The organism is Rubrivivax gelatinosus, assembly GCF_016583785.1.
GTDB lineage: Bacteria > Pseudomonadota > Gammaproteobacteria > Burkholderiales > Burkholderiaceae_C > Rubrivivax > Rubrivivax gelatinosus_B.
In genome coordinates, this window is sequence record NZ_NRRU01000129.1 from 1 (window position 1) to 12,383 (window position 12,383).

Annotated in this window: 11 protein-coding genes; 5 read left to right on the forward strand and 6 right to left on the reverse strand. The window is 72.8% G+C overall.

All coding sequences use genetic code 11. The annotated features are described in order from the left end of the window. Positions 1-259: 259 nt before the first annotated feature. Entirely contained in the window at positions 260-610 is a 351-nt protein-coding gene (locus CKO43_RS22735) for a FlxA-like family protein (RefSeq protein WP_200380074.1), read from the reverse strand. A gap of 213 nt (positions 611-823) precedes the next feature. Here CKO43_RS22735 and CKO43_RS22740 point away from each other — a divergent pair, with 213 nt between their 5' ends. From CKO43_RS22740 to CKO43_RS22755, 4 genes are all read left to right on the forward strand, one after another. Then, on the forward strand, positions 824-2,977 hold the full coding sequence (locus CKO43_RS22740; RefSeq protein ID WP_346728380.1) for a putative bifunctional diguanylate cyclase/phosphodiesterase: 2,154 nt from the start codon (positions 824-826) through the stop codon (positions 2,975-2,977). A 171-nt stretch (positions 2,978-3,148) separates the two neighbouring features. After that, complete coding sequence (locus CKO43_RS22745) at positions 3,149-4,399, forward strand: putative Na+/H+ antiporter (protein ID WP_200380075.1); 1,251 nt, start codon at positions 3,149-3,151, stop codon at positions 4,397-4,399. A 31-nt stretch (positions 4,400-4,430) separates the two neighbouring features. Then, positions 4,431-5,060 (forward strand): LysE family transporter, encoded by a 630-nt coding sequence (locus CKO43_RS22750; protein ID WP_200229519.1) that lies wholly within the window; start codon positions 4,431-4,433, stop codon positions 5,058-5,060. A gap of 60 nt (positions 5,061-5,120) precedes the next feature. Continuing rightward, a complete protein-coding gene (locus CKO43_RS22755; RefSeq protein WP_200380076.1) occupies positions 5,121-5,477 on the forward strand; it encodes a DsrE/DsrF/TusD sulfur relay family protein in 357 nt (118 codons plus the stop codon). A 31-nt stretch (positions 5,478-5,508) separates the two neighbouring features. Here CKO43_RS22755 and CKO43_RS22760 read toward each other — a convergent pair whose 3' ends face one another. The 4 genes from CKO43_RS22760 to CKO43_RS22775 all read right to left on the reverse strand — a co-directional run bounded on the left by CKO43_RS22760 (position 5,509) and on the right by CKO43_RS22775 (position 10,384). Then, on the reverse strand, positions 5,509-6,117 hold the full coding sequence (locus CKO43_RS22760; protein ID WP_200380077.1) for a hypothetical protein: 609 nt from the start codon (positions 6,115-6,117) through the stop codon (positions 5,509-5,511). Between the two features lie 72 nt (positions 6,118-6,189). Beyond that, on the reverse strand, positions 6,190-7,824 hold the full coding sequence (locus tag CKO43_RS22765) for a GGDEF domain-containing protein (RefSeq protein ID WP_200380078.1): 1,635 nt from the start codon (positions 7,822-7,824) through the stop codon (positions 6,190-6,192). Further along, the gene (locus tag CKO43_RS25980; protein WP_200380079.1) at positions 7,824-10,043 is read right to left on the reverse strand and encodes an EAL domain-containing protein; all 2,220 of its coding nucleotides are present in this window, start codon (positions 10,041-10,043) and stop codon (positions 7,824-7,826) included. The genes CKO43_RS22765 and CKO43_RS25980 overlap by 1 nt, the downstream gene beginning before the upstream one ends. Then, positions 10,040-10,384 (reverse strand): Hpt domain-containing protein, encoded by a 345-nt coding sequence (locus tag CKO43_RS22775; protein ID WP_200229524.1) that lies wholly within the window; start codon positions 10,382-10,384, stop codon positions 10,040-10,042. The genes CKO43_RS25980 and CKO43_RS22775 overlap by 4 nt, the downstream gene beginning before the upstream one ends. Before the next feature lie 305 nt (positions 10,385-10,689). Between CKO43_RS22775 and CKO43_RS22780 the strand changes: the two genes are divergently transcribed. After that, on the forward strand, positions 10,690-12,180 hold the full coding sequence (locus CKO43_RS22780) for a sensor histidine kinase (RefSeq protein WP_200380080.1): 1,491 nt from the start codon (positions 10,690-10,692) through the stop codon (positions 12,178-12,180). Positions 12,181-12,193: 13 nt separating this feature from the next. On the opposite strand, the gene CKO43_RS22785 is transcribed toward CKO43_RS22780, so the two are convergent. Beyond that, the coding region (locus tag CKO43_RS22785; RefSeq protein ID WP_242481305.1) for an ATP-binding protein at positions 12,194-12,383 on the reverse strand (190 nt) is incomplete at its 5' end.

The following is a 12,383-nucleotide window of genomic DNA, read 5'->3' on the forward strand; positions in this document are numbered from 1 at the left end:
GTGCGGCCCCCGCCACCGTGCGCCCGCTGCCCGCACCGACGCCGGCCGCGCGGCGCAAGGCGCAGGCGGCCGCAACCGCGTCGTCCGCACCCGCACCGGCGACCCGCGTGGCCGCCCCCGCGGGCACCGACGACTGGACGAGCTTCTGAGCCCGAACGTGCACGGGCGGGCCGTCGGCTGAGCCGGCGGCCCGCTGGCATGCGAGCGCAGCGGTGCAAGCCCGCTCGCCGAAACCTGAAGTGAATGCGCCGGACGGCGCTCAGGCGTAGGTGTCGAGCAGGCGCTGGCTGCCGTTCTTCTTCGCCGCCGCGTCGGCGTCGGCAGCCGAGCCGGTGCTCGCACCCGCGGCCTCGGCCGACTCGGTCTTCTTGCGCTGCAGCTCCTGGATCTGGGCCTGCACGAGCTGGATCTGCGCCTGCAGCAGCTGGGTACGCACGCGTGCCTTCTCCGGGTCCTTCTCGGTCTCGGGGACCTGGCGCAGCTGCTGATAGAGCTCGGCGAGCTGGCGCTGCAGGCGCTGCAGTTCGCTGCCCCCGCTGCTGCTGCTGCTGGACGAGGACGCCGAGGCCTGAGCCTGGACGACGGAGGAGGAGACTGCGATCGAGGCCATGTCGGCTCATCGGCAGTGGCCGCCGGAACTGAAGCGCCGGCCGCCGCGCCACGCGGCGGGCAGCGGCTTCCGGCAAAACGCTGGATCCCGGCAGCAACGCACCATTTCAGCGAATTGCCGCGCGACGCGGCCCGCGCGCGGGCGAAAATCGCCGGTACGCCAGAGGACGCCATCAGGCGCCGGACGGCCCCACGCCTTTCACAGATCGATTCGGTGCCCACCACCACCCGTCTCCAGCGCCCGAGCGAGCCCGCCCCGGAGCAGCGCACAGCCGGCTTGGGCAGCGATGCCGACATGCAGGCCGTGCACGACGCCGTGCTGCGCCTGCTGCACCTGCACCAGAGCGCGCTCGATGCGATCTCGCAAGGCGTACTGATCAGCGACGCGAACCGGCGCGCGACCTACGTCAATGCCGCCTTCGCCGCGCTGACGGGTTACTCGGCCGACGAGATCATCGGCAACAACTGCTCGTTGCTGCAAGGGCCCGGCACCTCGCCGGAGACGGTGCTCGAGATGCGCGCAGCGCTCGACCGCGGCGAGCCCTTCCACGGCGAGCTGCTGAACTACCGCAAGGACGGCACGCCGTTCTGGAACGAGCTGAAGATCGTGCCGGTGCACGACGAACGCGGCGTGCTGACGCAGTTCGTCGGTGTGCAGCGCGACGTCACCGCCCGCCGCGACGCGATGTCCAAGCTCTCGCTGGCGGCGCGGGTCTTCGAACACAGCAACGAGGCGCTGGCGGTGGCCGACGTCGACGGCCGCTTCGTCGCCGTCAACCGCGCGTTCACGCAGATCACCGGCTACAGCGAGGCCGAGGTCGTCGGCCAGAACCCGCGGCTGCTGAAGTCGGGCGTGCACGACGAGAACTTCTACCGCCGCTTCTGGCACGAGTTGCGCTCGCACGGCCACTGGGAAGGCGAAATCTGGAACCGGCGCAAGGACGGCGCCGTCTACCCCGAGTGGCTGTCGGTCGGCCGCGTGCTCGACGAAGACGGCCGCACGCTGAACTACATCGCCTCGTTCAGCGACATCACCGAGCGCAAGCACGCCGAGGAAAACGTGCGCCGGCTGGCCTATTACGACGCGCTCACCGGCCTGCCCAACCGCATCCTGCTGCACGACCGCGCCCAGCAGGCGCTGCAGATCGCGGCCCGCGGCGGCGAGACGCTGGCGCTGATGTTCCTGGACCTGGACCACTTCAAGAACGTCAACGACACGCTGGGCCACCCGGTCGGCGACCGGCTGCTGACGATACTGGCGCAGCGCATGCTCCCGTTGCTGCGCGACCAGGACACGCTGGCGCGGGTCGGCGGCGACGAGTTCGTGCTCGTGCTGCCCCGCACCGACGCCGCCGGCGCGTCGCACGTCGCGCAGAAGCTGCTGCAGATCGTCCAGCAGCCGGTGCAGCTGGAAGGCCACGAACTGGCGGTGACGCCGTCGATCGGCATCGCGCTGTACCCGGCCGACGCCGAGGACTACGACACGCTGTTCGCGTCGGCCGACGCCGCGATGTACCGCGCCAAGATGTCCGGACGCGCGACCTTCTGCTTCTACACCGCGCAGCTGCAGGCGCAGATGGCGCGCGCGCTGCACGTCGAGAACGGCCTGCGCCGGGCGCTGGAGCGCGACGAGATGCTGCTGCACTACCAGCCGCAGTGCGCGCTGGCCGACGGCCGCATCGTCGGCGCCGAGGCGCTGCTGCGCTGGCGCCATCCGGAGCTGGGCTGGATCCCGCCGTCCGAGTTCGTGCCGATGGCCGAGACCAGCGGCCAGATCGCCGGCATCGGCCGCTGGGTGCTGGACACCGCGCTCGGCCAGCTGCGCCGCTGGATCGACGCCGGCCTGCCGCCGCTGCGCATGTCCGTCAACCTGTCGGCGGTGCAGCTGCGCCAGCCCGACCTGCCCGAGCAGGTGGCCGAGCTGCTGCAGCGCCACCGCATCGAGCCGGCCTGGCTCGAACTCGAGCTCACCGAAACCGTCGCCTGGGACGACCCGCTGGAGTCGGCACGCACCGTCGCGCGCCTGAACGCGATGGGCCTGCGCATCGCCATCGACGACTTCGGCGCCGGCTATACCTCGTTCTCGCACCTGAGCCTGTTCCGCGCCGGCACGCTGAAGATCGACCGCTCGCTGGTCTCGGTGATCGAGAACAGCGAAGGCGACTGCAGCGTCGTCACCGCGATCGTCAACCTGGCGCGCACGCTGGGCATGCACACGGTGGCCGAGGGTGTCGAGACGCCGGGCCAGCGCGCCGCGCTCGCACGCACCGGCTGCGACTCGGCCCAGGGCTGGCTCTTCGGCCGCCCGGTGGCCGCGGCGGACTTCGAGACCGTCCTGCTCCAGCACCTGGAAACGACGCCCGGCTGAGCACCGCAGGCGCTGGCGCCGGCCCCGGCCGCCCGGGGCCATGCGAGGCCTGCACGCGGCGCGGCACCGGCACACGTTAGAGTCGCGCCCGGGTGCGGCGTCCACCAAGGGGGCGCAGCAGGTATTTGCGCTGGTCGGGCCGCCAGCGCGCCGCTGCTGCCACGTCCTTCGATGAACCACTCCGCCGTCGACACCATCGCTGCCGCCCTGTTCGCGGTCGCACTGCTGCACACCTTCGCCGCCAGCCGCATCGAACGCCTGGCCCACCGCGTCCCGCGCCATGCCGGGCTGCTGCACCTGCTGGGCGAGGTCGAGGTCGTGTTCGGCTTCTGGGCCATCGTGCTGGTGCTGCTGCTGGCCTTCGTCGCCGGGCCGGCGCAGGCCATCGCCTATGCCGAGTCGCGCAACTACACCGAGCCGCTGTTCGTCTTCGTCGTCATGGTCGTCGCCGGCTCGGGCCCGGTGCTGGCGACGGTGCGGCGCGTCGTCGACGCGCTCGCCGCGCGGCTGCCGCTGCCGCGTGCGGTCGCGATCGCCTGGCTGGGCCTGGGCGCGGTGCCGCTGCTGGGCTCGCTGATCACGGAGCCGGCGGCGATGACGATCGCGGCGCTGACGCTGGCGCCGCTGGTCTTCCGTCCCGAGGTGCCCGAGCGCGCCAAGTACTTCGCGCTCGGCGCGCTCTTCGTCAACGTCTCGATCGGCGGCACGCTCAGCTCCTACGCCGCGCCGCCGGTGCTGATGGTCGCCTCGGTCTGGGACTGGGACAGCGCCTTCATGCTGCGCACCTTCGGCTGGAAGGCGGCGCTGGCGGTGCTGGTCAATGCCAGCGTCGCGACCTGGATGCTGCGCGACTCGCTGCGCGCCGCCGGCAGCACGCCGCCGCCGCCGGCGACGCCGCCGCTGGTGGTCGGCGTGCACCTGGCGCTGCTGGCGGCGATCGTGCTGCTGGCGCACCACCCGGTGGCCTTCCTCGCGCTGTTCCTGCTCTTCCTCGGCTTCACCCAGGCCTACGAGCGCCACCAGAGCCCGCTGCTGATCCGCGAGGCGCTGCTGGTCGCGTTCTTCCTCGCCGGCCTGGTGGTGCTGGGCGGGCTGCAAGGCTGGTGGCTGCAGCCCATCGTCGAGTCGCTGGCGCCGACGGCGCTGTTCTTCGGCGCGCTCGCGCTGACGGCGGTGACCGACAACGCCGCCCTCACCTACCTCGGCTCGCTGATCCCGGGCATCTCCGAGCAAGCCAAGTACCTGCTGGTGGCCGGCGCGGTGGCCGGCGGCGGGCTGACGGTGATCGCGAACGCGCCGAATCCGGCCGGCGTCGCGCTGCTGCGGCGCGGCTTCGCCGACGAGAGCATCGGCGCCGGCGCGCTGCTGCTGGGTGCGCTCGGCCCGACCGCGGTGGCCGCCGCGGCACTGCTGCTGCTCTAGACTCGGCCCTCCCTGCCCCGCCACCCGCTCCATGGACCTCACGACCTGGCTCGCCTTCTTCGCCGCTTCCTGGGCCATCAGCCTGTCGCCCGGTGCCGGTGCGCTGGCGGCGATGAACTCGGGGCTGCAGCACGGCTTTCGGCGCGGCTACTGGACGACGGTGGGCCTGGTTGCCGGCATCTGGTCGCAGCTGCTGGTCGTCGGCGTCGGCCTGGGCGCGCTGATCGCGGCCTCGGCCACCGCCTTCATGGTCGTCAAATGGGGCGGCGTGGCCTATCTGGTGTGGCTGGGGCTGCAGCAGTGGCGCGCACCGGCGCTGCCGCTGGCGGCCGCGCGCGAGGCCGCGGCGGCGATGCCGCGGCGCCAGATGGTGCTGCGCGGCTGGATGGTCAACGCCGTGAACCCCAAGGGCACGGTGTTCCTGCTGGCCGTGGTGCCGCAGTTCCTGCACCTGTCGGAGCCGATGGCGCCGCAGTACCTGGTCATCGGCCTGACGCTGGGCTTCACCGACCTGGTGGTGATGGCCGGCTACACGGCGCTGGCGGCACGCGTGCTCGGCTCGCTGCATTCGGCGGCGCATGTGCGCGTGCTCAACCGCGTCTTCGGCTCGCTGTTCATCGCTGCCGGCGCGCTGCTGTCGGTGTTCAAGCGCGCGGCCTGAACGCGCGCCTATGATGGCCGCGGTCCGGCGCGCCACGCGCCGCGAACGGGAGAGCCGGCCATGCAGAAGATCCTGATCATCGTGCACGCACCGCCCTACGGCAGCGAACGCTGCCTGTCGGCGCTGCGCCTGGCCAACGCGCTGGCCGGCGCCGACGAGCCGGCACCCGAGTTGCGCCTGTTCCTGATGTCCGACGCCACCGTGCTGGGCCTGCCGAACCAGGTCGACGGTGCCGGCAACGGGCTGCAGGGGCTGGTGCAGGAACTCGTCGCACGCGAGGTGCCGATCGCGCTGTGCCGCACGTGCGCGCTGGCACGCGGTCTGGCCGAGCTGCCGCTGATCGAAGGCACACGCATCGGCACGCTGCCCGAACTGGCGCAGTGGACGCTGTGGGCCGACAAGGTCATCACCTTCTGAGCCCGGGCCGCGCCGGCCGCGGCCGGTGCGTTCAGCTCTCGGGCGTCTTGCCGCCCAGCAGCGAACCGTAAGCCGCCAGCAGCGCGCGGTCGGCCTCGTCCTGCACGGGCGGCGCGGAGCTGCCGCGCGCCTTGCCGATCGCGCGCGCCGCGAGTGCCGGCGCCGGCTCGAGCTCGGTGGCACCGCTGCCGGTGGGCAGCGGTTCGAGCAGCGACCTTTCGGCCACCGTCACCGCCAGCCGCGAACGCAGGCCGGCCAGGCCGCGCGCCGACCAGTTCGTCACCTGGTCCTCGAGCTGGCCGTGGGCACGCTGCAGCACGTCCAGCGGCAGCCGCTCCAGCGCCTGCCAGCCGATGCGCCCGAGCGCGTGTTCGAGCACCGCCAGGTGGCGCAGCGCGGCCCGGCTGGTGTGGTCCTCGTCGAGCAGGCGGGTCAGGTCCTCGCGCGCCTGCAGCAGTTCCTGCTCGCGGCGTTGGCGTTCGAGATCGGCGGGCGTGCTCGGCGCGTCGGCCGGCGCCGCGTCGCGCCCGCGCAGCACCAGGCGCACGCCGCCAGCCTGGCGCTGCAGCCCGAGGTCGTGGCGGAAGACGGCGTCGAAGGCCTTCTTCAGCGCACCGAAGGGAGATCGTGCGGAACTCATCGTCTTCGATGAGTCGGCACGCGCGGGCCGGCGCTTGAGCGGCGCACGGCAACAGCTTGTAAACGCGCGCCCTCAGGCGATACAGGTGCGGTTCTTGCCGCTGCGCTTGGCCTCGTACAGCGCCTCGTCGGCGCGCTCCAGCGCGGTCTCCAGCGCCTCGCCGGTGCGCCAGGCGGTGACGCCGGCGGAGAAGGTGACGAAGACCTCGCGCTGCTCGTGCAGGAACAGCGCCTCGGTCAGGCCGCGCTGCAGCCGCGTCAGCGCCTGCTGCGCCTCGGCCAGCGGCGTGGCCGGCAGCAGCACGACGAACTCCTCGCCGCCGAAACGCGCCAGGTGGTCGACCGGCCGCAGGCGCTCGCGCACCGCGGCGGCCAGCGACTTCAGCGCCAGGTCGCCGGCGGCGTGGCCCAGCGTGTCGTTGAGCTTCTTGAAGTTGTCGATGTCGATCAGCGCGATCGCCAGCGGCGGCGCCTCGGGGCCGGCACGGTCGACACGCGCGCGCTCGGCCTCGAAGGCCTGGGCCAGGCCGCGGCGGTTGGCGACCTGGGTCAGCGCGTCGGTCGAGACTTCCTCGGACAGGCGGCGCAGTTCGGTCTCGAGTTCACGCACCCGGGTCTCGAGTTCGCTCGCCTTGGCGTGTTCGTCCTGCATGCGGCGCTGCGCCGCGCCGACCAGTTCCTGCACCGCGCGGCTCTCGTCGACGATCTCGCGCACGACGCCGGCCAGGCTCTCGAGCGACTCGGCGCTCGCCACCGCCTCGGCATGGCGGCCGACGCTCTCGTGGAAGCGCCCGGTGTGCTCGCCCAGTTCACCGACCTCGGCCAGCATGCGGTGGATCAGCGACTTGAGCGCGTCGCGCGCGGCGTTGCGTTCGTCGCGCACCCGCTGCTGGCGGCTGCGCGTCTCGGCCAGCAGCTCGCTGGCGGCGCGCACGCTGCGGGCGGTGACACCGTCGGCCAGGCGCTGCTCCAGGCTCTCGCACTGGCCGCGCGCCCAGCTGTCGTCCTCGGCGACCTCGACCAGCCCGCGGCTCAGTTCGCGGCACAGCGAGCCCAGCTGCTCGATCAGGTGGTGGCGGTGCGAGAACAGCCGGCGCGCACGCTGGCAGAGTTCGTCGACCTCGGCCACACGCTGCGGCGACAGGCCCTCGGCGGCGATGGCGTCGGCGAGCTGGGCCAGATGGTCGGCGAGTTCGACGGCACGCGGCTCCTCGGCCGGCAGCCCGGCGCGCACCGTGCCTTCGAGGCTGGCGACGACCGGCAGCCAGTCGGTTGCGGCCTCGTCGGCGGGCACCGGGGCGGTGGCGGCCGGCGCTTCGTCCAGCGGCGCCGGGGCCGTCAGGCCGGCGTCGGCCGGGGCGTCGGGATCGTCGGGCTGGCGCTCGCCGTCCCAGGAGCCCACCAGCGCCTGCAGCCGCTGCTGCAGGCGCTGCAGGTCGCCGCGGCTGCCGTCGAGCACACGCTGCAGGCTCTCCTTCTTGCGCGCCGGCGTCCACTGCTTGCTGCCGCGCTCGATGCCCTTGACCAGCTTCTCGATCAGGCTGGCCCAGGCCGGCCCCTGCGACCTGGCATCCACTGCCGGCGGCAGCGGCTGGCCCGATTCCTCGGCATAGGCGCGGGCGTAGTTCTCGGGCGTCGGTTCGAGCTTGGCCGTGGCCAGGCGCCGCAGTGCGCCTTTGGCGACCTGCGCCGGTGTCAAAGTATTCATCAGTGTCCGCCGGCAGCCGGGGCGCGGGGGGCCAGGTCACCGGTGCCGGGCGGCAGGCCCGGCAGCCGCATCGTCGCGAACCAGTGCTCGAATTGCGCCGCCGGCACCGGGCGGCCGATGTGGTAACCCTGCATGCGCGTGCATTCCAGCCCGTGCAGCAGCTCGACCTGGCGCTCGGTCTCGACGCCTTCGGCGATGACACGCAGCGACAGGTGGCGCGCCAGCGCGATGATCGTGCGCACGATGTGCACCGCGGTCGGCTCGATGCCGAGCTTGGCGACGAAGCTGCGGTCGATCTTCAGCTCGGCGCAGTGCAGCCCCGACAGGTGCGACAGGCTGGAGTAGCCGGTGCCGAAGTCGTCGATCGAGACGTCGACGCCGAGCTGGTGCAGCCGGCGCAGCGCCGGGCCAACGCCGACGACGTCGCGCATCAGGCTGGTCTCGGTGATCTCCAGCGACAGCAGCCGGCGGTGGCCGGCCTCGGTGGTGAGCTGGTCGATCAGGTCGATCAGCTCGCTGCGCAGGAACAGCTTGGGCGGCAGGTTGACGGCGATCGTGCCGTCGAAGCCGAACTCGTTCTGCCACTGGAGCGCCTGGGCCGCGGCCTCGCGCAGCGCCCAGCGGGACATCTCGTAGATGTCGCCCGATTCCTCGGCCAGCGGGATGAAGTCGCCCGGCATCACGAGACGGCCGTCGAAGCGCCAGCGCATCAGCGCCTCGACGCCGACCAGGCGCCCGCTGGCGACGTCGACCTGCGGCTGGTAGTGCAGTTCGAGCTCGCCGCGGTCGGCGGCGCCGGGCAGCGCGGCCTCGAGCATCGGGCGCTTGAGCAGCCCGGGGCCGTAGACCATGCTCGAGTCGCGTTCCTTCTTCGCCTCGTACATCGCGAGGTCGGCGTTGCGGTGCAACTCCTGCACGGTCTCGCCGTCGTCGGGGAAGATGGCGACGCCGACGCTGCCGGTGACGGCACGCTCGTGGCCGCCGGCCAGCCGCATCGGCTCGCGCAGCGCGACGACGATGCGCTGCGCGACACGTTCGGCGTCGGCCGGGTCGGTGACCTCGGGCAGCAGGACGACGAACTCGTCGCCGCCGACGCGGCCGACAGTCTCCAGGTCGCGGTGCGCACGCGGGCCGGCGGCCTCGAGCGCGCTGTCGTCGATGTCGGCGTGGTAGCGGATGCAGCCGCGCAGCCGGGTCGCGACCTCGCGCAGCACGTCGTCGCCGATCTGGTGGCCCAGCGTGTCGTTGATCTGCTTGAAGCGGTCGAGGTCGATCTGCAGCAGCGCGACCTTGTGCCGCAGATCGTGGCGCCGGCTGGCGTCGAGCGCGAGGTTGGCGCGGCGGATGAACTCGCGCCGGTTCGGCAGCTCGGTGAGCATGTCGAAGGCGGCGTGGTAGCGCGACTGGCTCTGCGCGCGGTGGCGGTCGGTGATGTCCTGCAGAAAGCCGTCGTAGCCGACGAAGCGCTTGTGTTCGTCCTCCCCGACCTTGCCGGCGACGTGCACGACGAGGTTGCCGCCGTCCAGCGTCAGGTCCAGGTCGAGCGCGCGGCGCTGGGCAACGCGGTCGCGCAGCAGCCGGATCGAGGCCAGGCGCTGGGCCTTGGGGATGCGGTGCAGCAGGTGGCGCAGCGTCGGCATCGGGCCGTCGAAGCGCAGCACCTCGAAGGCTTCGCGCGACAGCGTCAGCCCGACACCCTGGCGCCACTCGAAGCTGCCCATGCGCGCGAGCTGCTGCGCACGCGCCAGCTTCTCGCGGCTGCGGCCGAGCTCGACGGTGGTGCGCGCGGCGCGCAGCACGTATTCGAGCCGGCGCGCGAGCAGGCTCCAGTTCAGCGCCCGGTCCTTGTCCTTGGTGTAGAAGTCGGTCGCGTGCACGTCGAAGGCGTGCTTGATCGAGGCCTCGTCGTCCAGCCCGGTGAGCATGACGATGGGCAGGCGCTCGAAACCGGGCATCGCGCGGATGCGCTCGCAGGTCTCGAAGCCGTCCAGCCCCGGCATCTGGGCGTCGAGCACGACGAGGTCGGGCTTGTGCTCACGCAGGATCTCCAGCGCCTGCTCGCCGCGGGTGGCCTCGGTGATGGCGAAGCCGCGCTCGCGCAGCGCGATCGCGGTCGTCAGCAGACCGACCTCGTCGTCGTCGACCAGCAGGACCTCGGGCCGAGGCTGCGGCACCGCGTCGCCCGGTCGCGGCGCTGCGGACGGGATCGGTGCCGTCACGTGCCCAGCGCGGACGCGACCGCGCGCAAGGCACGCTGCCCTTCGGCGAGCAGCGCCTGCACGCGCGGTGCGATGTCAGCGGTGTCGCCGGCGCGCACGCGCCGTTCGACTTCGGCGCACAGGGCCGACAGGCCGAGCGCGCCGACGCTGGCCGACGAGGACTTGACCTTGTGCGCCACCTCGCCGACGGTCTTCAGGTCGCCGCCGTCGCGTGCCGTCGCCATGCGCTCCAGGTCGCGGCCGAGGGCCTGGCGGAAGGTCTCGAGCACGCGGCCGAGCACACCGAGGCTGCCGTCGGGATCGAGTTCACGCAGCCGGGCCAGCGCGGTCTCGTCGAGCATGGGGACGTCTTCTTCGTGCGTAAGGGTCGGGCCGGTCATAGGGTCGCGCTCGAGGCAAGCTCCGTGCCGTCGTGCAAGCGGCGAGGATGCGACCCGATGCGGCGGCGGTCAAGCGGGGAAACCGATTCGGGCCGCATGCGAAACGAGGCTGTGCGCAATCTTGCCGGAGCAGTCACGGGATCCAGGCCGGCACGCCGGCCGGCAAAAAACGTTCGAGGACGGAACCTTAACCGTTTTGCGGCGCCCTCCTGTATCAGCGCGCCACGGCGGCGGCGGCTGACACACCGGTCCGTACAATCGTTTGCATGTCTGCATCCCGCCCCAGCCAACCCGTCGGTGGTGGCGTCGTGCCGTCACGCTGCGTTGTCCTGGCCGGGCTGGCAAGCCTGGCCGGGTGCGCCGAAACCGGCGCCGGCGGCGGCGGCGTCTTCACGAGCGTCGCGCTGCTCGCGGTCGGCGCCGCGGGCTATTTCGTCGGCAGCCTGCGCGAACGCCAGGCCAACGAAGCGGCACTGCGTGCGGCACGCGCCGGCAGCCGCGACGCGGCCTCGCTGCTCGACGGCTGGGTCTGGCAGAGCGACGCCGCGCACCGGCTGGTCGCCGTGCAGCCGCCCGAAGGCGGCGCCGGCGGCGCCGGCCCGGTGGCCGGCGTGCCGCTGTGGGAGCAGTTCGAGGCGCCGCTCTCGCCCGACGCCGGCGAGCTGCGCCGGCGGCTCGAAAGCGAACGTGCATTCCGGGCGCTGCGCGTGACGCTGCGCGCCGACGCCAGCGCCTGGTGCCTGCGAGGCGCGCCGCGTTTCGACGACCTGGGGCGCTTCGCCGGCTTCACCGGCACCGCCGAGCCGGTGGGCGCGCTCGATGCGCTCGCCGCCGACCACGGCGCGCTGCAGGCGATGCTGCTCGGCCTGGACACGCCGGCGCTGCTGGCCGCCGGCGACGGCCAGTCCTGGACGCTGCGCAGCTTCAATCCGGCGGCGCGGCGCTGGTTCGAGAACGACGCCCCAGCCTGGGGCGAGGTGCTGGCGCGCCTGCCCGGGGCCGTGCGCGAGGCCCTGGCCGGCGCCGCGCCGGACAGTGCGACCGAGGTCGACGGCTGGGTGCTGCGCCGCTTCGAGACCACGGCCGGTGCCGGCCTGCTGGTGATGCAGGCGGCGCGCGCCGAAGGCGGCGACGGCAGCGACGGCGCTTCGTTCAGCTTCACCGTCTCGCACGACCTGCGCGCGCCGATCCGCGTCGTCGAAGGTTTCACGCGCATCCTGAAGGAGGATTACGGGCGCCAGCTCGACCGCCTGGGCAACGAGCACCTGGACCGCGTGCTCGGCGCCGCCGCGCGCATGAACCACATGATCGACTCGATGCTGGCGCTGGCCAAGCTGTCGCAGCAGCCGCTGGCGCGCCAGCCGGTCAACCTGTCGCAGCTGGCCACCTGGGTCGTCGACGACCTGCGGCGCTCGTCGCCGCCCGAGCGCCGCGTCGACGTCGAGATCGAGCCCGGCCTGGTGACCCGCGGCGACCCGACGCTGCTGCGCCAGGTGCTCGAGAACCTGCTCGGCAACGCCTGGAAGTACAGCGGCCGCAACCCCAAGGCGCGCGTCGTCTTCGGCTGCCAGCCGCACGAGGGCCGGCGCGCGTTCTACGTGCGCGACAACGGCGCCGGCTTCGACATGCGCTCGGCCGACCGCCTGTTCGGGCTGTTCCAGCGCCTGCAGCGCATGGCCGCCGAGCAGGGCATTGCCGAGGCGGTGCAGGCCGAACGCCTGCTGGCGGCGGTCGAGGAACTGGCGCGCTCGTCCTGAGCGCCGCGCGGCGCTATTCGCGCAGCGTGAACGAGAAGGTGGCGCCGCGGCCGGGTTCGGCGTCGGCCCAGATCTCGCCGCCGTGGCGGCGCACGATGCGCCGCACCGAAGCCAGGCCGACCGCCTGTTCGGGCTGTTCCAGCGCCTGCACAGCGCCAGCGAGTTCCCCGGCAGCGGCGTCGGCCCAGATCTCGCCGCCGTGG

Coding starts and splice junctions, on each gene's coding strand:
- CKO43_RS22755 (WP_200380076.1), top strand. CDS start 5,121: ATGCAGAAGATCCTGATCATCGTGCACGCACCGCCCTACGGCAGCGAA.
- CKO43_RS22760 (WP_200380077.1), bottom strand. CDS start 6,117: ATGAGTTCCGCACGATCTCCCTTCGGTGCGCTGAAGAAGGCCTTCGAC.
- CKO43_RS22745 (WP_200380075.1), top strand. CDS start 3,149: ATGAACCACTCCGCCGTCGACACCATCGCTGCCGCCCTGTTCGCGGTC.
- CKO43_RS22750 (WP_200229519.1), top strand. CDS start 4,431: ATGGACCTCACGACCTGGCTCGCCTTCTTCGCCGCTTCCTGGGCCATC.
- CKO43_RS22765 (WP_200380078.1), bottom strand. CDS start 7,824: ATGAATACTTTGACACCGGCGCAGGTCGCCAAAGGCGCACTGCGGCGC.
- CKO43_RS22780 (WP_200380080.1), top strand. CDS start 10,690: ATGTCTGCATCCCGCCCCAGCCAACCCGTCGGTGGTGGCGTCGTGCCG.
- CKO43_RS22735 (WP_200380074.1), bottom strand. CDS start 610: ATGGCCTCGATCGCAGTCTCCTCCTCCGTCGTCCAGGCTCAGGCCTCG.
- CKO43_RS22775 (WP_200229524.1), bottom strand. CDS start 10,384: ATGCTCGACGAGACCGCGCTGGCCCGGCTGCGTGAACTCGATCCCGAC.